This window comes from Mesorhizobium sp. M0563, from assembly GCF_040321065.1.
Lineage (GTDB): Bacteria > Pseudomonadota > Alphaproteobacteria > Rhizobiales > Rhizobiaceae > Mesorhizobium.
Genome location: NZ_JAMYQV010000021.1, coordinates 38449 through 58913, shown reverse-complemented (window position 1 = coordinate 58913; position 20465 = coordinate 38449). Strand labels below are relative to the sequence as shown.

21 protein-coding genes and 1 tRNA gene are annotated in these 20465 nt (G+C 63.2%); 6 read left to right on the top strand and 16 right to left on the bottom strand.

The genetic code is table 11. The annotated features are described in order from the left end of the window. Positions 1-239: 239 nt before the first annotated feature. Genes NKI50_RS23860 through obgE form a run of 3 tightly spaced genes read right to left on the bottom strand, consistent with a single transcriptional unit; the run spans position 240 to position 3728 of the window. The gene (locus NKI50_RS23860; RefSeq protein ID WP_352640118.1) at positions 240-1526 is read right to left on the bottom strand and encodes a glutamate-5-semialdehyde dehydrogenase; all 1287 of its coding nucleotides are present in this window, start codon (positions 1524-1526) and stop codon (positions 240-242) included. A gap of 13 nt (positions 1527-1539) precedes the next feature. Further along, positions 1540-2694, bottom strand: coding sequence for a glutamate 5-kinase (gene proB, locus NKI50_RS23855; RefSeq protein ID WP_023719680.1), 1155 nt, complete (start codon positions 2692-2694; stop codon positions 1540-1542). A 2-nt stretch (positions 2695-2696) separates the two neighbouring features. Next, entirely contained in the window at positions 2697-3728 is a 1032-nt protein-coding gene (gene obgE / locus NKI50_RS23850; protein ID WP_023719681.1) for a GTPase ObgE, read from the bottom strand. 171 nt (positions 3729-3899) lie between these two features. Here obgE and NKI50_RS23845 point away from each other — a divergent pair, with 171 nt between their 5' ends. Further along, positions 3900-4769 carry an endonuclease/exonuclease/phosphatase family protein gene (locus tag NKI50_RS23845; RefSeq protein WP_352588214.1) on the top strand — a complete coding sequence of 290 codons (870 nt, stop codon included), beginning with the start codon at positions 3900-3902 and terminating at the stop codon, positions 4767-4769. A gap of 172 nt (positions 4770-4941) precedes the next feature. Here NKI50_RS23845 and NKI50_RS23840 read toward each other — a convergent pair whose 3' ends face one another. The 3 genes from NKI50_RS23840 to NKI50_RS23830 all read right to left on the bottom strand — a co-directional run bounded on the left by NKI50_RS23840 (position 4942) and on the right by NKI50_RS23830 (position 6720). Then, positions 4942-5529 (bottom strand): GNAT family N-acetyltransferase, encoded by a 588-nt coding sequence (locus NKI50_RS23840; RefSeq protein ID WP_352640116.1) that lies wholly within the window; start codon positions 5527-5529, stop codon positions 4942-4944. A gap of 115 nt (positions 5530-5644) precedes the next feature. After that, on the bottom strand, positions 5645-5914 hold the full coding sequence (rpmA, locus tag NKI50_RS23835) for a 50S ribosomal protein L27 (RefSeq protein ID WP_023678077.1): 270 nt from the start codon (positions 5912-5914) through the stop codon (positions 5645-5647). A 98-nt stretch (positions 5915-6012) separates the two neighbouring features. Beyond that, on the bottom strand, positions 6013-6720 hold the full coding sequence (locus NKI50_RS23830; RefSeq protein ID WP_352640115.1) for a 50S ribosomal protein L21: 708 nt from the start codon (positions 6718-6720) through the stop codon (positions 6013-6015). Positions 6721-7058: 338 nt separating this feature from the next. Here NKI50_RS23830 and NKI50_RS23825 point away from each other — a divergent pair. The 3 genes from NKI50_RS23825 to NKI50_RS23815 all read left to right on the top strand — a co-directional run bounded on the left by NKI50_RS23825 (position 7059) and on the right by NKI50_RS23815 (position 9076). Next, a tRNA-Ser gene (locus NKI50_RS23825) sits at positions 7059-7148 on the top strand. A gap of 431 nt (positions 7149-7579) precedes the next feature. Beyond that, on the top strand, positions 7580-8218 hold the full coding sequence (locus tag NKI50_RS23820; protein ID WP_023719685.1) for a DUF1326 domain-containing protein: 639 nt from the start codon (positions 7580-7582) through the stop codon (positions 8216-8218). Positions 8219-8278: 60 nt separating this feature from the next. Then, positions 8279-9076 carry a DUF2182 domain-containing protein gene (locus NKI50_RS23815; protein ID WP_245278614.1) on the top strand — a complete coding sequence of 266 codons (798 nt, stop codon included), beginning with the start codon at positions 8279-8281 and terminating at the stop codon, positions 9074-9076. A gap of 129 nt (positions 9077-9205) precedes the next feature. Here the strand turns inward: NKI50_RS23815 and NKI50_RS23810 are convergent, their stop codons facing one another. Together NKI50_RS23810 and NKI50_RS23805 are read right to left on the bottom strand one after the other, a co-directional pair. Beyond that, positions 9206-9781 (bottom strand): DUF308 domain-containing protein, encoded by a 576-nt coding sequence (locus tag NKI50_RS23810; protein ID WP_023719687.1) that lies wholly within the window; start codon positions 9779-9781, stop codon positions 9206-9208. 76 nt (positions 9782-9857) lie between these two features. Next, the gene (locus NKI50_RS23805) at positions 9858-10457 is read right to left on the bottom strand and encodes a TetR/AcrR family transcriptional regulator (RefSeq protein WP_023719688.1); all 600 of its coding nucleotides are present in this window, start codon (positions 10455-10457) and stop codon (positions 9858-9860) included. A 740-nt stretch (positions 10458-11197) separates the two neighbouring features. On the opposite strand from NKI50_RS23805, the gene NKI50_RS23800 reads away from it, so the two are divergent. After that, complete coding sequence (locus NKI50_RS23800) at positions 11198-12091, top strand: alpha/beta fold hydrolase (RefSeq protein ID WP_352640114.1); 894 nt, start codon at positions 11198-11200, stop codon at positions 12089-12091. A gap of 197 nt (positions 12092-12288) precedes the next feature. Next, positions 12289-12543, top strand: a complete 255-nt coding sequence (locus NKI50_RS23795) for a hypothetical protein (RefSeq protein ID WP_245278615.1) — start codon at positions 12289-12291, stop codon at positions 12541-12543. A gap of 21 nt (positions 12544-12564) precedes the next feature. Here the strand turns inward: NKI50_RS23795 and recQ are convergent, their stop codons facing one another. The 8 genes from recQ to NKI50_RS23755 all read right to left on the bottom strand — a co-directional run bounded on the left by recQ (position 12565) and on the right by NKI50_RS23755 (position 20456). Beyond that, positions 12565-14400 (bottom strand): DNA helicase RecQ, encoded by a 1836-nt coding sequence (gene recQ / locus NKI50_RS23790; RefSeq protein ID WP_352717786.1) that lies wholly within the window; start codon positions 14398-14400, stop codon positions 12565-12567. Positions 14401-14762: 362 nt separating this feature from the next. After that, positions 14763-15101, bottom strand: a complete 339-nt coding sequence (locus NKI50_RS23785; RefSeq protein WP_023719692.1) for a cupin domain-containing protein — start codon at positions 15099-15101, stop codon at positions 14763-14765. Between the two features lie 24 nt (positions 15102-15125). Beyond that, on the bottom strand, positions 15126-15893 hold the full coding sequence (gene kduD, locus NKI50_RS23780) for a 2-dehydro-3-deoxy-D-gluconate 5-dehydrogenase KduD (protein ID WP_352480961.1): 768 nt from the start codon (positions 15891-15893) through the stop codon (positions 15126-15128). Beyond that, positions 15890-16747, bottom strand: coding sequence for a 5-dehydro-4-deoxy-D-glucuronate isomerase (gene kduI / locus NKI50_RS23775; protein WP_023719694.1), 858 nt, complete (start codon positions 16745-16747; stop codon positions 15890-15892). The genes kduD and kduI overlap by 4 nt, the downstream gene beginning before the upstream one ends. A 28-nt stretch (positions 16748-16775) precedes the next feature. Then, positions 16776-17552 carry a FadR/GntR family transcriptional regulator gene (locus tag NKI50_RS23770; protein ID WP_352480962.1) on the bottom strand — a complete coding sequence of 259 codons (777 nt, stop codon included), beginning with the start codon at positions 17550-17552 and terminating at the stop codon, positions 16776-16778. A 10-nt stretch (positions 17553-17562) separates the two neighbouring features. Further along, a complete protein-coding gene (locus NKI50_RS23765; protein ID WP_023719696.1) occupies positions 17563-18843 on the bottom strand; it encodes a TRAP transporter large permease in 1281 nt (426 codons plus the stop codon). A 4-nt stretch (positions 18844-18847) separates the two neighbouring features. Then, positions 18848-19375, bottom strand: a complete 528-nt coding sequence (locus NKI50_RS23760; protein ID WP_023719697.1) for a TRAP transporter small permease — start codon at positions 19373-19375, stop codon at positions 18848-18850. Positions 19376-19478: 103 nt separating this feature from the next. Further along, the gene (locus NKI50_RS23755) at positions 19479-20456 is read right to left on the bottom strand and encodes a TRAP transporter substrate-binding protein (RefSeq protein ID WP_023719698.1); all 978 of its coding nucleotides are present in this window, start codon (positions 20454-20456) and stop codon (positions 19479-19481) included. Between the last annotated feature and the right edge of the window lie 9 nt (positions 20457-20465).

Here is a 20465-nt window from a genome sequence, read left to right as displayed (position 1 = left end):
CGGGAGGATATGGCATGTTCGGACAAGGCAAGCATGCGTCAGGCACCCCCCTCTGCCCCGCCGGGCATCTCCCCCTCAAGGGGGGAGATTGTCAGCTTCAATGACAGCTTGAATTCTGCCCGCCCGGCAATTGGCGAAATCGCGAACGAGAGCTGATCTCCCCCCTTGAGGGGGAGATGTCCGGCAGGACAGAGGGGGGTGGCTGGGCGCAAGGCTTCAGGTTCTTTGAACACAAAGCTTCAAGGCCTCACCTGTCCCGACCCGCGTACACGATATTTGAACGACGTCAGTTGCTCGACGCCGACCGGTCCGCGGGCATGCATCTTGCCGGTGGCGATGCCGATTTCGGCGCCCATGCCGAATTCGCCGCCATCGGCAAACTGGGTCGAGGCGTTGTGCAGAAGGATCGCCGAATCGACCTCGTTGAAGAACCGGTCGACCGCTGTGGCGTCCTCGGCGACGATCGCCTCGGTGTGATGCGAGGAGAACGTCTCGATATGCTCGATCGCGCCGCCAATGCCGTCGACCAGCTTCACAGCGATGATCGCGTCGAGATATTCGGTCACCCAGTCTGCATCGGTCGCGGGCTGGGCATCGGCATAAAGCCTCAGCACCTCGGCATCGGCATGGATCTCGCATCCTGCCGCCCGTAGGGCCTCCAGGATCGGCACCAGGTGCGTGACGGCGACGGCACGGTCGACCAGCAGCGTCTCGGCAGCGCCGCACACCCCGGTGCGCCGCATCTTGGCATTGACCGCGATCTTGACCGCCATGTCGAGATCAGCCGATCGGTCGATATAGAGATGGCAGATGCCCTCGAGATGGGCGAAGACCGGCACCCGCGCCTCCTTCTGCACACGCTCGACCAGGCTGCGGCCGCCGCGCGGAATGATGACCTCGAGATTGCCGGAAAGCCCTTTCAGCATTTCGCCGACGGCGGCGCGATCGGTGGTCGGCACCAATTGTATGGCATCCTCCGGCAGCCCGGCTGCCTTCAGCCCCTCGACCAGGCAGGCATGGATCGCGGCGGAAGAATTCGCTGAATCCGAGCCGCCGCGCAGGATCACCGGATTGCCCGCCTTGAGGCAGAGCGAACCGGCATCGGCGGTCACGTTCGGCCGGCTCTCATAGATGACGCCGATGACGCCTAGCGGCGTGCGCACCCGTTCGATGTGCAACCCGTTCGGCCGGTCCCATCCAGCAATGATTTCGCCGATTGGGTCGCGCAACTCGGCGATCTCGCTGATGCCGTCTGCCATGGCGCGGATGCGGACGGGATCGAGCTTCAGCCGATCCATCGACGCTGCCGATAGGCCAGCCTCCTCGCCATTTCTGATGTCGATTGCGTTGGCGTCGAGGATATCCTGCTCATGCCGAAGGATCGCCTGAGCCATGCCGACCAGCGCCTTGTGCTTGCGCTCGGCCGCTGCGATGGCCAGCGGTCGGGCCGCGGCATGCGCGCGGCGGCCGATATCGGCCATCAGCGCGACGGTGTCATCCCGGGATTTTTCATGCAGCGTCAGCATGGCTCATCCTCCGCTATGTAACCTGGTCACCGACTACTTGCTCACCACCGGCATGGCTCACCACAAGGTCGTCGCGGTGGATCATCGCCGAACGCGCCTCGTAGCCGAGCACGGTTTCGATCTCGGTCGTCTTCAGCCCAGCGATCCTTACGGCATCGGCGGCATCATAGGCAACCAGCCCGCGCGCTATCTCGCGGCCCTCGGGCGACAGGATCGCCACCGTGTCGCCACGCGCAAAATTGCCGCTGACCAATTTGACGCCGGCCGGCAGCAGCGACTTGCCGGAGAGCAGCGCGCCGATGGCGCCGGCATCGACGGTCAGCCGGCCAGCCGGTTCGAGCTGCCCGGCGATCCAGGTCTTGTAACCTTTGACCGGGCTGCTGCTCGGCCGGAAGAAGGTGGCGCGCTCGCCGCGCTCGATTGCCAGCAGCGGCGACAGCCGCGTGCCTGATGTGATGATCATGGCGGTGCCGGCGGCGGTTGCAATCTTGCCGGCATCGAGCTTGGTGCGCATGCCGCCGCGCGACAATTCCGAAGCGGCGGCACCCGCCATCGCCTCGATGTCGGGGGTGATGCGGTCGACGATCGGAATGAACCGAGCGTGCGGGTCACGCGCAGGCGGTGCCGTGTAGAGCCCGTCAATGTCGGAGAGCAGCACCAAAAGGTCGGCGCCCATCATGGTGGCGACGCGCGCCGCCAGCCGGTCGTTATCGCCATAACGGATTTCGGAGGTGGCCACCGTATCGTTCTCGTTGATGACCGGCACCGCCTTCATCTTGAGCAGCGTCGAGATCGTCGCCCGCGCGTTGAGATAACGGCGGCGCTCTTCCGTGTCGCCGAGCGTCAACAGGATCTGGCCCGATTTCAAACCATTCTTGCCGAGCGCATCCGACCAGGCGCCGGCCAAGGCGATCTGCCCGACGGCGGCCGCCGCCTGGCTCTCCTCGAGCTTCAGCGCCCGCTTGCCGAGGCCGAGGATGGTGCGGCCAAGTGCAATCGCACCGGAAGACACAACGAGAATTTCGGCGCCGCCATTGGCCAGCACGGCGATGTCGTCGGCAAGCGAGGCCAGCCAGTCGCGCTTCAGGCCCGTCGTGCGATCGACAAGCAGCGCCGAGCCGATCTTGACGGCAATGCGCCGATAATTTTTCAGCGATTGCGCGGCCATGGCTATGCGTTCCAGCGCGTCTCGACCGGCGCAGCGACAGCTTCGCGCGCCTCCGCCACCACAGCCATCAGCGCGCGCAACACCGCCTCGACGCCCTCGCCGGTGACCGCCGAAAGCAGCATCGGCGCGCGGCCGGCGGCGCGTTTCAGCGAGGCGGCCTTCTTTTTGCGTGCGTCGGCATCGAGTATGTCGACCTGCGAAAGAGCGACGATCTCGACCTTGTCGGTCAGCCCGTTGCCATAGGCGTCGAGTTCGGCGCGCACGGTCTTGTAGGCCTTGCCCGGATTTTCTTCCTGCGCCGAGACGAGGTGCAGAAGGACGCGCGTGCGTTCGACATGGCCGAGAAAGCGGTCACCGATGCCGACGCCTTCATGCGCGCCTTCGATCAGGCCGGGAATGTCGGCAATGACGAATTCGCGCCCGTCGATGCGGGCCACGCCAAGGCCCGGATGCAGCGTGGTGAAGGGATAGTCGGCGATCTTCGGCTTGGCCGCGGTGACGGCCGCCAGGAAGGTCGACTTGCCGGCATTGGGCAGCCCGACCAGGCCGGCATCGGCGATCAGCTTCAGCCTGAGCCAGATATTGAGCTCTTCGCCCGGCAGTCCGGGGTTGGCGCGGCGCGGCGCCTGGTTGGTCGAGGTCTTGAAATGCTGGTTGCCGAAGCCGCCATTGCCGCCCTTGGCCAACAGGAAGCGCTGGCCGACGACCGTCAGATCGCAGATCAGCGTCTCATTGTCCTCGGCAAAGACCTGTGTTCCGGCCGGCACTTTCAGCGTCACGTCGGCACCCTTGGCGCCGGTCATGTTGCGGCCCATGCCGTGCGTCCCGGTCTTGGCCTTGAAATGCTGCTGGTAGCGATAGTCGATCAGCGTGTTTAGTCCGTCGACCGCCTCCACCCAGACATCGCCGCCGCGGCCGCCGTCGCCGCCGTCCGGGCCGCCGAACTCGATGAACTTTTCGCGCCGGAACGACACCGAACCGGCGCCGCCGTCGCCGGAGCGGATGTAGACCTTGGCTTGATCGAGAAATTTCATCGGATTGTATGGTTTCTGCTATTGGCTTTGCGGGATTGCTCTAAAGCAAGGCGGGTCGAAGGGCGAGGGCCGTTTTTGCTACTGTAACGTCGCGCGTATCTCTGGACGCGTAGCATTTGGTTGACCCTTGCCGAAAATCGATCTTCGGCTTTCCAAGCGCGAGATGTCGGAATGAAGCTGGTAACTTACAATATCCACTACGGCATCGGCCTCGACGGCCGCTATGATGTCGGTCGCATCGCCGATGCGGTGCGCGGCGCCGACGTGATCGCGCTGCAGGAGGTCACCCGCGCCAACCCGAAGAATGGCGGCCGCGACATGGTGGCCGAGCTCGGCGAGGCGCTGCCCGACTATTTTGCCGTCTACGGCAGCAATTTCGAAGCCGACGCCGGATCGCGCCTGGAGAACGGCCGCGCCATCACGACCACCTTCCAGCTCGGCAACATGGTGCTGTCGAGAACGCCGATCCATCTGTCGCGCAATCTCCTTTTGCCGCGCAGCCGCAGTTTCGAGGCGATGAACTTCCAGCGCGGCGCGCTGGAGGCGCTGATCGAAACGCCGCTTGGCTTCGTCCGCTTCTATTCCACTCATCTCGACCATCGCAGCCCGGTCGAACGCCTGAGCCAGATCCGCTTTCTGCGCGAACGCCTGTTGAACTACCCGCTCGAGGGCGGTGGGCTCTCCGGCGTCGCCGAGATCGGCTTACCGGACTTGCCTTGTCCCGAAGCCTTCGTCGTCATGGGCGACTTCAACATGCTCGCCGGATCGCCGGAACACGTCGAACTCGCCGGCCAGCCTGACCATGAATTCGGCATGCCGGTGACCGCCGACCTCGCCGTCGATGCCGCCGCGCGCCTCGGCGCGGCCGGCGCCGATCTCGTCACCTGGGTCGACCCCAAGCGGCCGGGCGATGCCAGCCGCCACAAGCGCATCGACTACATCTTCACCAGCGCCTCGCTTACCAAATCGCTGAGGCGCCTGTGGGTCGACCGGCAAGCGGCCGGTTCGGATCACTTGCCGGTCTGGGTCGAGATGGCGTGACGTCAACGTTGGCCCGCAATCTTTGGCGCCGAGGTGTGTCGAGATTCAGGTCAGGCCGTGCCGAGAGTGGTGGCTTCCGAGAACCGGAGCGGAGCGTACTTAAAGTACGCGAGCACCGGAAGCGCAGGAAGCCGCCATTCGCAGGCCGGCATCACCTGAATATCGACATGCCTCAAAAATGCACCCAGTTCCTGAGGCTGGTCCAGGTCTTGCGATCGAGGCGGTAGCGCTCGACCGGCACCTGGCCGGCAACGATCGAATTCAGCATGCCCTGGCCGGCATACTGGAAGCCGCATTTGTGGATGACCCGGCGCGAGGCCGGATTGATCACCCGCGTCGAGGCGTGCAGCACCTGGATCGTGGTTCTCTGGAAGGCAAGGTCGACCAGTGCGTGCGCTGCCTCCGTCGCGTAGCCGCGTTTCCAGTACGGCTCGCCGATCCAGTAGCCGAGCTCCAGCCCGCGATCCGTGGTGTTGAGCCCGGCACAGCCGACGAAGGTCTCGGTGCCGGCCAGCGTCAACGCATAGGCGATTCCGGCCCGGCGCGATGCCGTCATGGCCAGGAAAGCGCGTGCCTCGGCCTCGCCATAGGGATGCGGCATGCGGGCCAGCATTTCCGCGACATGGCGGTTGTCGGCGAGCGCCACCAATTGCTCGATGTCGCTTTCACGCGGGGCCCGCATGATCAGCCGCTCGGTCGCGAGCACCGGGCAATCTATCGCGTAACTTTCGTCGTCTGTCGCTTCCGCTTCGGCAACCATGTCAGTCCTCCAGGCAAGAAAAAGGGGAGATGGAAACCCATCTCCCCTGATCCATTTCCTGGCTTGGCCAGACACCGGTCCCGAGATGGGTGCCGGTGTTCTCTTGCGGAACCGGCTACTCCGCTGCCTTCGTCATCGGGTTCACCGATACGTAGGTTCGGCCATTGGCTTTTTTGTTGAAGGTGACTGCGCCAGCTTCGAGCGCAAACAGCGTGTGGTCCGTGCCAATGCCGACATTGGTGCCGGGATGCCACGTCGTGCCACGCTGACGAATGATGATGTTGCCCGGAATCACGGCTTCGCCGCCGAACTTCTTCACGCCGAGCCGCTTGGAATGGGAGTCGCGACCATTGCGCGACGATCCGCCAGCTTTCTTGTGTGCCATCTAACTACTCCGATGCGCCGCGAGGCGCCTAAAAGGTCTTATGAACGCGTTCGCGTTCCGTTTCAAGTCCGATCCGGCGACGATTGCGCCGGTTCGTTCTACTTCTTCGCCAATTCCTTTGCCTGCTCGCGCCAGTCCTTGATCTGGTCGGCGCTGAACGGCATGTGCTCGTCGATCTTGGCGACATCCTTGTCGGACAGCTTGGCGATCTGGGCGAAGGTGGTGATGCCCTGTTCGTTGAGCTGGCCGGCGGCAACCGGGCCGATGCCCTTGATCACCGTCAGATCGTCCGGCTCGCCCTTCGGCGCCTTGAACAACGGCGCGGCGGCTTCGGCAGCCTTGTCCTCGGTCATCTCGGCCTTGGCTTCCTTCTTCGGCGGAGCCTCTGCCTTGGCTGCGGCCTTCGGCGCAGCTTCAGCCTTCGCCTCGGTCTTGGCGGCAACCTCTGCCTTCGCTTCGGTCTTGGCGGCGGCCTTCTTCGCCGGCTTGGCGCCACCCAGCAGGATCTCGGCGATCCTGACGGTGGTCAAAAGCTGGCGATGGCCGATCTTGCGGCGCGAATTCTGCCGGCGACGCTTCTTGAAGGCGATGACCGTGCGGTTCTTGCCCTGCTCGACGACTTCGGCGGTGACCATCGCACCATCGACGAACGGCGCGCCGAACGTGACGTTCTCGCCTTCGCCATGCGCGAGCACATTGCCGATTTCGACGATGTCGCCGACATTGGCTTCGAGTTTTTCGATCTTCAGGAGATCGTTGGCGGCAACGCGATACTGCTTGCCGCCCGTTTTGATGACTGCGAACATTTTTTGCCTTTCGCTGTTCGGTCGGCCTTGATGAACCGCCTGAGGCGGTTCGGCCGTCTTTTTGTCAGTCTGCGGGTTCAAAAAACAAGCGGCGCGGAAGATCCCTCCACGCCGATTGCGCGCTGTCCCTAACCGAAGGTTCGGCTTGAGTCAAGGCAAGCGCCGCGGGCAAGCTGCGAATGGGCTGAGCCCAGTCCGGCAAACATGGAACATCGGGCACCGCAGCTTTGAACGCAGCACGGACGGGAACCTGCGGCGCCGGGGCAGATTGGCCCTTGTAACCTGCCTGTCCAGCCGTTATCTAGTGCGCCGCGCCGGCAACGGCGGACCATGACCGCGGAGAGGTGGCAGAGTGGTCGAATGCACCGCACTCGAAATGCGGCATGGGTGCAAGCCCATCGGGGGTTCGAATCCCTCCCTCTCCGCCAGTGATCCTAATTTCATTTTTTGATTTTTGCCTGCCGAACTCAGCCATAAATGCTCGTGAAGCCGCGGAGCTCAATTGCAGCCCGGCGTTAACCCTTGGCCCGCTAGGTCGTTGACCAAGCAACCGAGCGGTGTTGCGGAAGGTTGTCGGTTCGCAATGTGGGTCAAGCGAGCGTCAGCTGGATCGTGTATTTGGTGATCGACCCGTCGCGAACCTACCCACGACCTCATCGAGCACATGGAACGGAGCAAGAAACCACTTTCGTGGTCGCATTGGATGGCGGCTGGGTTCCGTCGCGAGCAGTTGCTGATCAACGCGGTGACTTGTGTCTGGGTCGGCAAGTTCACCAAAAATCACCGAGCGATGCACTAACTGCTGGAGTGCGCCCCGCCTTCGACGTATAAATGGCGCTACATTCCGGGAGGAAGAGCCATGAATGCAGTGCCTCAATGGCGGCTCGCAGGCGACTGGTTCGACATCTGCAGCTGCGATATCCCTTGCCCTTGCGAGTTCGCCCAGCGGCCGACCGGCAATCACTGCCAGGGCGTGCTCGCCTGGCATGTACGCGAGGGTCAGTATGGCGACGTGAAGCTCGACGGCCTGTCGCTGGTGGCGCTCGGCGAGTTCGAAGGCAATCTATGGGCCGGCGAGGCAAAGGCCGTGATGGGCATGTACCTCGACGAGAAGGCGAACGAGCGGCAACGTGAAGCCCTGCAGGCGATCTTCGGCGGGCAGGCTGGCGGCTGGCCGGCGGGTTTTGCCGCCAACATCGGCGAGATGCGTGGCATGGAGTTCGTGCCGATCACTTTCGAGGTGGCGGGCGACCTTGCCACCTGGCGGGTCGAGATTCCTGGCCTCGTCGTCGGGCATGCGGAAGCGCTTTCAGGTCCCACAACACCACCCGGCAAGCGGGTGCAGACGATCAACCCGCCGGGCTCGGAGGTCGGCCCGGGCCAGGTTGCCACCTGGGGGCGTTCGGTCGAGGTGAGCACCAAAGGCTTCGGGCTCGACTGGACGGGCACGGCGCGCTCGAGCAAACACATTCCGTTCGACTGGACCGGCCCGAACTAGGACGTGCCGATGCCTGACGCGTTCCCCGGGAAATCGTCGCGGCTCCGGAATTTGCGTGGCATGCCGCTCGGTGTTCTCGCATCGCTCGTCGTGCTAACAGCGGCGGCGTGGGCGCTGACCCTCAGCATGGATATGCCTATGGGCATTGCGGTGCGCGGCGGGATGGAGGGTATGGAAGGCATGGCCGGCATGGCGATGGCAGGAATTGCCGCCGACGGCTGGTCACTTGCCGGCGCCGCCGCCTTTCTTGCTGTATGGACGGTGATGATGGCTGCCATGATGCTGCCGGCGGCCGCGCCCATGATCTTTATGTTCGCGGCGGCGCAGGCCAGGCGCGAACAGCACGTTGCCATCCCGACGTGGATATTCGTCGCGGGTTACATGCTCGTCTGGGCGGCGGCGGGCCTTCTCGTGTATGTCCTGGTCCAGTTCGGAAGCGAGTTTGCGACCAGCCTCGATCCGCCTCAGCGTTCGAAATGGGCGCCGCTCGCGCTCGGTATCACGCTTGGCGTCGCCGGACTCTACCAATTCACGACCCTCAAGCACATTTGCCTCAGCCATTGCCGTTCGCCGCTCGCTTTCGTTGCGCAGCATTGGCGCGACGGGCGGGTTGGCGCACTCGAGATGGGGCTGCGGCACGGGCTCTATTGCTTTGGTTGCTGCTGGGCGCTGTTTGCCGTGCTGGTCGCGGTGGGCATCATGAGCGTCGCCTGGATGCTGCTGTTGACGCTGGTCGTCTTCGTCGAGAAGCTGCTGCAGCGCGGCCGCCGCTTCGAAGTTGCTTTGGGCATTGCGCTGATGGCCCTCGGGATCGCTGTATCGTTCGGCGCGATCGAGATGCCTTGGATGAGCGGCTAGCCCCCAGCCGGGTGGTGAAATTCCAAACATATCGGTCCTTAAGGATAAGGGCGGGTCGTTGTGTTTGGCGAACCGATACTAGCAGCTGGCAGCCCTCTGATCGGGTCGGTGATGGCTCAAGATGGCAGACTATGCAGCCTTCCGCCGCAATTGGCTCACACTCAGCCACACCGCCGAAACCAGGAAGTAGAGGGCGCCTACTGCGGCATAGCCGGCCACGTTGGTGATGGATGGCGGCATCGGCATCCGCGCCTGCGCGATGAAAAACGTGCCTGCCAGCGCTGATTGCCCTCCGCTCAGGATCATCGCCCACTGCGCGCCAGAGCTCTTCCAACGGCGGACCGCGGTGCCGAGTTGAAGCAGGCCAGACAGGATCGCCCATAGGCCGAACACCCCGAGCACCCAATTCATGCTCATCTTCAGCGCAACAACGACCGCGAGCGTTGTCGCCACACTGACCACGACGTTGATGGTCTGGGTGCGATTCTGTCCCAATCCTCCGCTGCGCGATGCGTCGACAAAATTGGCGAGGGCATCCCATGCAGGATAAGCCACGAGCAAAACCGCCGCCGCCACCCCGGAATTCTGTCCCACTGTAAAGGCAGCCGCCACCCAGACAGCCGAGACCGCCGTCCGTGCGAAGTAATAGAGCTTGAGCCATTGTTCCTGGCTGGCGCGGGAAAGATCGCTATTGTGAACCGTCATTGGATGTCCTTTCGACTAGTAGGTAGGGCTCTCGACGAACGTCGCAGAGCCGTTACGGCTATGGTTAGTTGAGATCTTAGGATTGTATCTGGAGGGAACGCGGAGCGAGCCGCTCCAGGAGCGGGCGTGTCACGACGGCGAATATCTTCGGATCACCATAGGCCCGTGCCGAAAGCATCGCGCCGTGGACAGTCGCCATGAACGCTTCAGCCTCGGCACGAGGGGTACCCATCAGTTGGAATCGGCCGAGTCGCGCACCGCGCTCCAGCACGGATGTCAGCCAAGCCGACAGGGAGCGGAAATGCGCCCGGACCTCAAGGCCAACTTCCTCGGGCAGCACGGGGAGTTCGCTTGCCAACAGCGCGCAGATACAAAACGGAGCGCTGGCATCCGCGATGCAGACTTCCCAATAGCCAGCGTAGTCCTGAAGCTGTTCGAGCGGATCGGAGACCTGAAGTTCGAGATTCGCCATCCCCGCTTCAGCTTCTTCCCGATACCGCGCAACCAGCGTTCGGACCAGATCGACCTTGCTTGGGAAATGGTGATGGATGCTCGCCTTACGAATCCCGACCACATCAGCGATGTCGGCATAACTGAAACCGTTGTAGCCGCCAGCGACGATCAGAGAACGCGCACAAGCCAGGATGTCGTCGGAGGTAGTAGACACGTTGCCCATGCCCCTACCTACCTTCTGGTAGGATGGCAGTCAAGCCCTCTTGCAACGCAACGACCAAAGCGAGAGCAGTAGCGTGGAATTGGGTGGCTATGGCGCAGACGTCATTCGATGTTCCTTGTGTCTCGGCCGCCATCAATTCAAAAAAGCGTCCGGTGTTTGTCGATCGAAGTAGCCGTCCCACTTCGACGAGAAGGCAACACCCTCCGGCCGACCGGACCACCGCTAATCGCCGCGCGGCTCTGGGCGTTTGCACCGACTGCGCTATCTCCCCATCGTTAGCCTTGTTCTATCGCTGGTTGAGATCGGGAGGTTTCCATGGATCGGCGACTATTTTTGACAGGAATGTTTGGCATTGCCGGGGCCGCGGCCCTTGCAAGCACAGTTCGGCCAATCAACGCAGTGGCCGGCGTTCCAACTGCCAGAAACGGCATTCTCGATGAACTCGAGGCGCCGGACGTCGAGACCTTCGACGACGATACTCAAGCAGAGTTGCAACCAGTCTATCATCGCCGGTGGCACCGGCCGCGCCGGCGCCGCCGGCGTGCTTGGAGAAGGGTCTGTCGCGTTTACTGGCGGAATGGCTATCGGCGCAGGCGGTGCTTCCGCAGGCGCGTCTGGGTCTGGTTTCGATTCTAGCAATTGGCCGGCTTGAACCCTGGCCATCGCGGCCGGGGTTTTCGCCTCAGGCGACCGTTAGTGCCCTTAGAGAGTTTGTCTGACGGCGCCGGAGGAGGCTGACGGTGTTTGCAGGTTTCAGAGCCACCAGCTTGCGACTGGACGATACGACCATTTTCGCAAGGGTCGGTGGCACCGGTCCGCCGCTGCTGCTTCTTCACGGTTTTCCAGAGACGCATCTGATGTGGAGGGATATCGCCGCAGCCTTGGCGCCCCGCTTCACGGTGGTCGCCGCCGACCTTCGAGGCTATGGCCAAAGCGGCTGCCCGGTTTCCTCTGCCGATCATAGCCAATACGCCAAGCGCGCCATGGCCGGCGACATGGTTCAAGCCATGAAGCAACTGGGGTTTGAGCGATTCATGGTTGCCGGACATGATCGCGGCGGGCGGGTTGCCTATCGCCTTGCGCTCGACCATCCGGACAAAGTCCTCAAAATCGCCGTCTTCGACATCATCCCCACCGCCGCAACATGGGATCGGGCGGATGCCAGATTGGCGCTCGGCTTCTGGCCCTGGAGCCTGCTTGCCCAGCCGGAGCCCCTGCCGGAACGTCTGATTGGCGCGGCTCCCGATGCCGTCGTCGACGATGCAATAACGCAATGGGGATCGTCGACGAAAATGGTCTCCAAAGAGGTCAGGGACGCCTATGTTGATGCGCTTCGCGATCCCGCGCATATTCATGCGATATGCGAAGAGTATCGCGCCGCTGCGACGATCGATCGTGAACATGACGCGCTGGACCACGCAAACGGTCGTCGCATCGAGTGCCCGCTAATGGCGCTATGGAGTGGCGATGGCGCCCTGGAGAACTGGTATGCGCAAGAAGGCGGGCCGCTGGCTATCTGGAGGAAATGGGCTGACAGAGTGGAAGGACGCGCTGTCCAAGGCGGGCACTTTTTCCCAGAAGAGCACCCCGACACGATAGCAGCGGTTCTCTCGGAATTCTTCGAGGACAAATAGGACGGTCAGGACAGAGGGTTGTAGAGGTCACATGCTTCAGTTACGCGGAACCTCGGGAGTGCTTAGCGGCCCGAGGTCGAGAATCCTCCGATATTCGTCTGTCCGGCATCAACGTGCTTGATAAGAGAATGAAGCCGATCTCCACGGCCACGCCTGTGATATGCAGCCTGATGTTTGTCGGAAGTTGTGCATCGCCTTTGCCTGCATCCTTTGATGCTGCGAAATACGACAAGATGAGTTGCGTCGAGCTCAACGTGGCGATCGGCACGGTCGCTGACGAGATGTCGGCAACAGCCATCGCTCGCGGCAAAGTCGTCCACACCAACATTCCGGACTGGCTGTGGGGAGGGCAGCGTGTCGCCTCGACCGTCGCTGCCCGCCAAAGCGCGAAGATCGAGCGCTTGCGGCAGCAGGAGGCTGCGATTGCAGCGGCGAGACGAAGCAGGTGCTGATTGCGTCGCTGGAGTGGGTCTTCAACCCGAGAGACCGGACTGATGCGCAGCGATCGCGCCGAGGAATATCTCGCCGAAATCCTTGAGCTTGGCGGCGCCGACGCCGTTGACCGCGGCGAAGGCGTCCAGATCACGCGGGCAGCGTTCAGCCATATCGATCAGCGTACGATCCGAAAAGATCACGAAGGCCGGCACTTGGCGTTCCCGGGCAAGACGCAGCCGTACCGCCTTGAGCGCGGCCAGCAGCGCCGAATCCAGACCTTCCGTGCCTGCTGCGGTATCCACAGGACGTATCTTGCCTCGCGATGACTGGCGCGCGTCCACGCGATACCGGAATGAAGCCTCGCCCCGGGCGAGTTCACGGCCTTTCTCGGCGACGGCGAGGCCGCCATGGCCGGCTGAGTCCAATGTCAGGAACCCTCCCGCGACGAGTTGGCGAAGCAGCGACAGCAAGAGACTCTTCTTATGCGCCACACCGGTGCCGAAGCTGGCAAGCCTGTGGTGGTTCCTGGCCAGGACCTTCTCGGTCTCATGGCCGAGCAGGACATCGACAACATGGGCAGCGCCAAAGCGCTCGCCGGTCTGTGTGATCGCTGCCAGGATGATCCGCGCCTCGGCGTCGCCATCCGCATGCGGCGCCTGGTCGAGGCAGTTGTCGCAATTGCCGCAAGGCGAAGCACTTTCGCCGAAATAGCCAAGCAGGATCTGGCGGCGGCACTGCGCCGTCTCGCAATAGCCGATCAACGTATCGAGCCGGCCATGCGCGCGCCTCTTGTGCTCCGCCGGTGCGCCCTCGTCGTCGATGAAAAGCCGGCGCATACGGATGTCGCCGAGACCGAAGAGCATATGCGCCTCGGCCGCCCGCCCGTCGCGGCCCGCCCGCCCGATTTCCTGATAGTAGGCTTCCAAGCTGCCCGGCAGGTCGGTGTGGAAGACATAGGCGACGTCCGGCTTGTCGATCCCCATGCCGAAGGCGATGGTCGCCACCATCACCACCCCGGACAAGGTCATGAAAGCGTTTTGATTCGCTTCACGCGCGTCCTTGCTCATGCCGGCATGATAGGCGAGCGCGCGTACGCCGTTCCGCTCGAGGAACGCCGCCATCTCTTCGGTCTTTTTGCGCGACAGGCAATAGACGATCCCGCTTCGGCCGGCATGGCGCTGCACGAAATTCAGCAATTGGCGCTTGCTGTCCTGCTTGGGCTCGATGCTTAGCTTGATGTTCGGTCGGTCGAAGCCGAGCACCACGGTATCGACGCGCCCGTCGAACAGTTGCGCGGCAATGTCGGTGCGCGTCGTCTCGTCCGCAGTCGCCGTCAGCGCAATGATCGGCACATCGGGGAAGATGCCGCGCAGCCGCGACAATTCTTCGTATTCGCGCCGGAACGCCGGTCCCCATTGCGAGATGCAATGTGCCTCGTCGATGGCGATCAGCCGGACATCGAGCTTGGTCAACGCCTCGAGCATCCGCGGGGTCATCAGCCGCTCCGGCGCAAGATAGAGCAGCCGTGTCTGCCCTGCCGCGACGCGGCGCCATGCAGCGACATTGGCATCGCGATCGAGCGAGGAATTGATCGTATCGGCCGCCACACCGGCAAGGCGCAATGCGGCGACCTGGTCCTGCATCAGCGCTACCAGCGGCGAAACGACAATGGTGAGCCCGCCCAGCACCAGCGCCGGGACCTGGTAGCAGAGCGATTTGCCCGCACCCGTCGGCATGACGGCCAGTACATGATGCCCGGCCAGCAGCGCCTCCATCACGGCCGCCTGGCCGAGACGAAAATCATCGAAGCCGAAGACATCCTTCAGGACGCGCCGCTTGGAATCCTCTGCCGGCATGCTCGCCGCAATCTGCATTACAGAACTTTCGCGGATACGACCTGCCGAAATTCCCCGGCGAATCGCCGGGTGATTGCCTGGACAGCAGATTCGAACATTTATCGACCCCTCTGGTCCTGTCCTCGGCACCGCCTGAAGCGAACTTCTCTCTCATTGGCCGATATCAGACCGTCGTTCCAGCCCCTATTCGCCTTGGCTGTGAATATCGCGCCGCCTCGGAGCGGTTAATCCTATCTTCACCATCATTCGGCAGGTTCAGGTTCTGCGGTGATGTTTTGAGTACCGCGGCGCCACAAGCGCCCAGGCAACACGCCCGCGTCTCTCCGGAGGCGCGGGTTTTTCGTTCCGAGAACTGACAGCCTGATCTTCGGGCCCGCAGCTCAGTCGAGGAAATCGGCGCGGGGCGGCGTAAAGTTGTCGACCAGTCGTCCCGCCTCCAGTGCCTTGACGCCATGGACCAGGTTGGAAGGAACGATGAAGCTGCTTCCGGTTTCCAAGATCTCGGTCCTGCCGTCGATGGTGACCTCGAAGCGGCCTTCGGCGACGTAGCTCGCCTGGACATGCGGATGCGAATGCAGCGCGCCGACGCCGCCCTTGTCGAAGGCGAACTCGACCATCATCAGTTCGTCCGTGTGCAGGAGCACGCGCCTGCGGTTGCCATCCGGCGTCGGCGTCCACGCACCCTCGCCGGCATGCGAGAAGATCTTGGTTCCGGTCATCGCCAAACTCTCATCTTTTGTTGTTCATCGCGCCAGCCAGCCACCGTCCACCGGCATCACCGCGCCGTGCATATAGTTCGACGCCGGCGCCAGCAGGAAGACGGCTGCGTCGCCGATGTCTTCCGGCGCGCCCCAGCGCCCGGCCGGAATGCGCGCCAGGATCGAAGCGCTGCGGTCGGGATCGGCACGCAGCGCCTCGGTGTTGTTGGTCTCGATATAGCCTGGCGCAATGCCGTTGACGTTGATGCCCTTTGCCGCCCATTCGCAGGCGAGTAGTCGGGTGATGCCGAGCACGCCATGTTTGGAGGCGGTGTAGGAGGCGACGCGGATGCCACCCTGAAAACTCAGCACCGAAGCGATGTTGACGATCTTGCCACGCCGTCCCGGGTCGGCAAGCACGCGCCTGGCAAAACTCTGGCTGAGGAAGAACACCGTCTTGAGGTTGACGCCGATGACGTCGTCCCAGTCGGCTTCGGTCAAGTCGACCGCATCGGCACGCCGGATGATGCCGGCATTGTTGACCAGGCCGTCGAGCGGCCCCGTATCGTCCCAGACGCGGTCAAGCATCGCCTGGGCGGCGGCATCATCGCCAAGGTCGCAGCGGACCGCCTCGAAGCGTCCGCCGGCCGCCGCAATCTTCTCCGCCGTCTCGTCCATCGCCGAGCGACCGACGCCGACGACCGCGCCGCCGGCACGCGCGATCGACACGGCGATGCCCTGGCCGATGCCGGTATTGGCGCCGGTGACGAGGATACGCTTGCCGGCAAGGCTGAAGGCCGAGAGGTCGCTCACTTGAGCTCCTCCATCGCCACCAGGTCGACATCGGTATAGTCGACATTGTCGCCGGCCATCGCCCAGATGAAGGCGTAGTTCGAGGTGCCGGCGCCCGAATGGATCGACCATCCCGGCGACAGCACCGCCTCCTCGTTGCGCACGACGAGATGACGCGTTTCGTCCGGTTCGCCCATGAAGTGAAACACCCGCGCCGTCTCCGGCAGGTCGAAATAGAGATAGGCCTCCATGCGCCGGTCATGCACATGGCACGGCATGGTGTTCCAGACCGAACCGGGGGCAAGCTGGGTCATGCCGACGACCAGCTGACAGGTCTTCACGCCGTCGGCATGGATGAACTGAAAGATCGAGCGCTCGTTGGAGGTCGCCTGGCTGCCGAGATCGAGCCGCTTGGCATCGCCGATGCGGATCAGCCGGTTGGGATGGCTCTGATGCGCCGGCGCGCTTAGCAGGTAGAACTTAGCCGGCTCAGCCGGATTGGTCGCAGCGAACGACACCTCATCGGTGCCCATGCCTAGATAGAGCATGTCGCGCGCCTGCAGCTCGTAGGATTGGCCGCTGGCTTTCACGACGCCTGCACCGGCGATGTTGACGATGATCATCTCGCGGCGGTCGAGAAAATTCTTGGTCCCGGTTGGCTTGATCGCCTGCAGCGGCAGCGGCGCGCCGGCGGGCATGGCACCGCCGACGATCATGCGGTCGTAATGGGTGTAGGTCAGGCTGATACGGCCGGGCTGGAACAAGTCCTCGATCAGAAAATTGTGACGCAGTTCGTCCGTGCCCATCGCCGCGGCAGAAACAGGATCGATGGCAAAGCGCGAGGTGAAATCCGTATGATTGTCAGTGTGATTCATTGCTGTCCCATGGAGCTGCCTCAATTGCTTATTCAGTTGCCGCGGCCTTGACCGAGTCGGCATAAAACACCTGACGCGCGTGCAGGCGTTCGCGATACCGCTGCTGGCTGGCACCGAGATGCGCGCGCATCGCCTCCCGTGCCGCCTCGGCATCGCCTGCCGAGATGGCATTAAGGATCATCAGGTGTTCGCGCTGCAGGCCGCGCTGGTAGGCGTCGGACTGCGCGAATTCGGTCGACCAGGGCGAGGTCACATCGCAAGGGATGGCGCGCCGGCCGAGCACATCGAGCATCTCGACATAGAACGGATTGTTGGTGGCGCTGGCGATTGCGCGGTGGAAGGCGAGGTCGGCCGGTCCCGTCGGCTCGCTGTTGAGGAGCAGCCGTTCGAACTCGAAGAAGGCTTCCTGGATCGCCGCTTCCTGTGCGGCGTTACGGCGGAGGGCGGCGAGCCCGGCGGATTCGATCTCGATCGCCAACCTGACTTCGAGCACGTTGAGGGCAATTGAATCCTTGCTGCCCATCTCCGCTGCCAGAGCCCCGAACGCTGTCGAGATATGCTCGGTGACAAAGACGCCGGCGCCTTGGCGCGGCTCGACCAGGCCGTCCGCGGCAAGCTTGGCCAGCGCCTCGCGTATCACGGTGCGGCTGACCCCGAAGGTTTCAGTCAACTGGCCCTCGGTCGGCAGCTTTTGCCCAGGCTGGATCTCGCCCGCCTGCAACTGCTTGCGGATCGCGGCGACGACGGTTTCCGAAAGCTTCGGTCTTCGTTCGACGCGGAGCCCGACTGCGGTGTCCGATGCCATGTCGCAACCCCTATTTGAAGACGCTCGGCAGCCATAGCGAAATGGCTGGAATGTAAGTGACGAGCGCCAGCACCACGAGGCCTGCGCCATAGAACGGCCAGATCGAGCGCATCGATTCCCAGACGGATATCTTGCCCACTGCGCACGCCACGAACTGCACTGCGCCCACCGGCGGCGTGTTCAGCCCGATGCCGAAATTGAGGATCATGATGACGCCGAAATGCACCGGATCGACGCCGTAGGCCTGCGCCACGGGCAGGAAGATCGGCGTGCAAATGATGATCGTCGGCCCCATGTCCATGAACGTGCCGAGGAACAGCATCAAGAGGTTGAGCAGCAGAAGCACGACCAGCGGATCGTCCGAGATCGCGTTCATGGAGGCTATCAGCGCTGCCGGTACTTTCAGGAAGGCCATCAGCCACGAGAATGCCGCCGCCATGCCGATGATAAGCAGCACCATGGCCGTGGTGCGCACGGCGCCATGGGTGGCATGAACGAACCCTTCCCAGGTCATCTGCCGGTAAACGAAGACGGTCACGAGCAGCGCATAGATGACGGCGATACAGGAACTCTCGGTGGCCGTGAAGACGCCCGATCGTACGCCGCCGAAGATGATCGCGATCAGCAGCAGGCCGGGCACCGCGACGGCGAAAAGATGCGCGACCGCGGTGAAGCCCGGAAACGGCTCGGTCGGATAGCCGCGGGAGCGCGCCACGAAATAAGCGGTGACCATCAGTGACAGGGCCAGCAGCAGGCCCGGGATGATGCCGGCCGTGAACAGATCGGCGATGGAGATCTTTCCGCCTGCCGAGATCGCGTAGATGATCATGTTGTGCGACGGCGGCAGCAGCAGCGCGATCAGCGCCGCCATCGACGTGACGTTGACGGCGTAGTCCGCTCCATATCCACGCGCCTTCATCTGCGGGATCATCAGGCCGCCCACCGCGGCTGCCTCCGCCACCGCGGAGCCCGAAATGCCGCCGAATAGTGTAGCGGTCGCGATGTTGACCTGCCCGAGGCCGCCGCGCAAATGGCCGACGAGCGAGCCGGCGAAGGCAACGATCTTGCTGGCGATGCCGCCGCGCACCATCAAGTCGCCGGCGTAGATGAAAAACGGAATGGCCAGCAGCGAAAAGACGCTCATGCCGGAATTCAGGCGCTGGAAGACGATCAGCGGCGGCAGGCCCATATAGAGGACGGTGGCCAGGCTTGCGACGCCGAGGCAGAAAGCGATCGGCGTGCCGATAAGCATCAGCAGGGTGAAGACGCCGAAGAGAATCCACAGTTCCATGGCGTCAGACCTTCACGTTGGCGGTGTCGAGTTCGGCTGCGACTTCGGCCGGCGGCAATTCATCGAGGGCATCGTCGATCGGCGCGCCGGAGAGGCGAAGCACGATGCGCTCCAGCGTGAAGAGCACGATGAGCGCGCCTCCCGCGACAAGCGGGACATAGTCCCAGCCCCCCGATATGCCGAGTGACGGCAAGACAGAGCCCCAGGTCAATGCGACCAGCTGGCTGCCATACCAGATCATGCCGATGCCGAAGGCGAGCGCGACGAGGTCCGAAATCATCCGCAGCCAGCGCTTGCCGCCTTTTGGCAGCACGTAGAGCAGGACGTCGAAGCCGAGATGATAGTTCTCGCGCACGCCGACGGCAGCGCCGAGGAAAATGAACCAGCTCATCAGCATCACCGAGCCCGGCTCGGTCCAGCTCGGCGAACGATTCAGAACATAGCGGCCGAACACTTGCCAGGCGACGAAGGCGGTCATCAGCACCAGCCCGATGCCGGCGATCGACAGCGCCGCCGTGCTGACGCGCGACATCACTTGCGCGACGCCGGACAGGAGCGGTCTTGGTTTTAGGCTGGAAGTCACCGGTTTTCTCCGCAAGAGGACGGCGGCGCGGGATGTCCGCGCCGCCGCTTGATCACTGCACGGCCTTGATGGCTTCGACCATGGCCTTCAGCTTGTCGTCCTTGACGTGCTTCTCGTAGACCGGGCCCATCGCGTCGATGAAGGGCTGCTTATCCGGCGTCGTGATCTGCGAACCGGCCGCCTCGACCTTGGCGCGCGATTCCTTGACCTTGGCGGTCCACAGCTCGCGCTGCTTGGCGACGCTCTCCTTGGCGGCCGCTTTGAAGATCGCCTGGTCTTCCGGCGTCAGCTTGTCCCAGCTCGACTTCGCCATGACGAAGGCTTCCGGCACCATCGTGTGCTCGTCGAGCGAATAGTATTTGGCGACTTCCGCGTGCTTGGCGGTGTCGTAGCTCGGAAAATTGTTCTCCGCACCGTCGATCACCCCGGTCTCGATCGCCGAATACACCTCGCCATACGGCATCGGCGTCGCGTTGGCGCCGAGTGCCGCCACCATATCGACGAAGATGTCGGACTGGATGACGCGGAACTTCATGCCGGCCATGTCGGCTACAGTGTTGATCGGCTTCTTCGAATTGTAGAAGGAGCGCGAGCCGCCATCGTAAAAGGCGAGCAGCACCAGCCCGACCTGGTCGAACGCCGCCGCGATCTGGTCGCCGATCGCCCCGTCCATGACCTTGTGCATATGGTCTTCCGAACGGAAGATGTAGGGCAGCGAGGGTACGGTGGTCTCCGGGATGAGCCCGTTGAACGGCGCCATCGAGACGCGGTTGAGATCGATCACGCCGGTGCGCACCTGCTCGATCGTGTCCTTTTCCTCGCCGAGTTGCGCGGAAGGATAGAGTTCGACCACATAGCGGCCGGCCGTGCGCTCTTTCACGAGCTCGCCGAAATATTTGACCGCCTCGACCGTCGGATAGCCGTCCGGGTGTGTGTCAGACGAGCGCAGGACCGTCTGGGCGCTTGCCGTTCCGGCCAGCAGTGCGGCGGCAAGTAGCGTAGCTCCCGCCCGTCTTGAAAAATGCAGCATTGGTTTCCT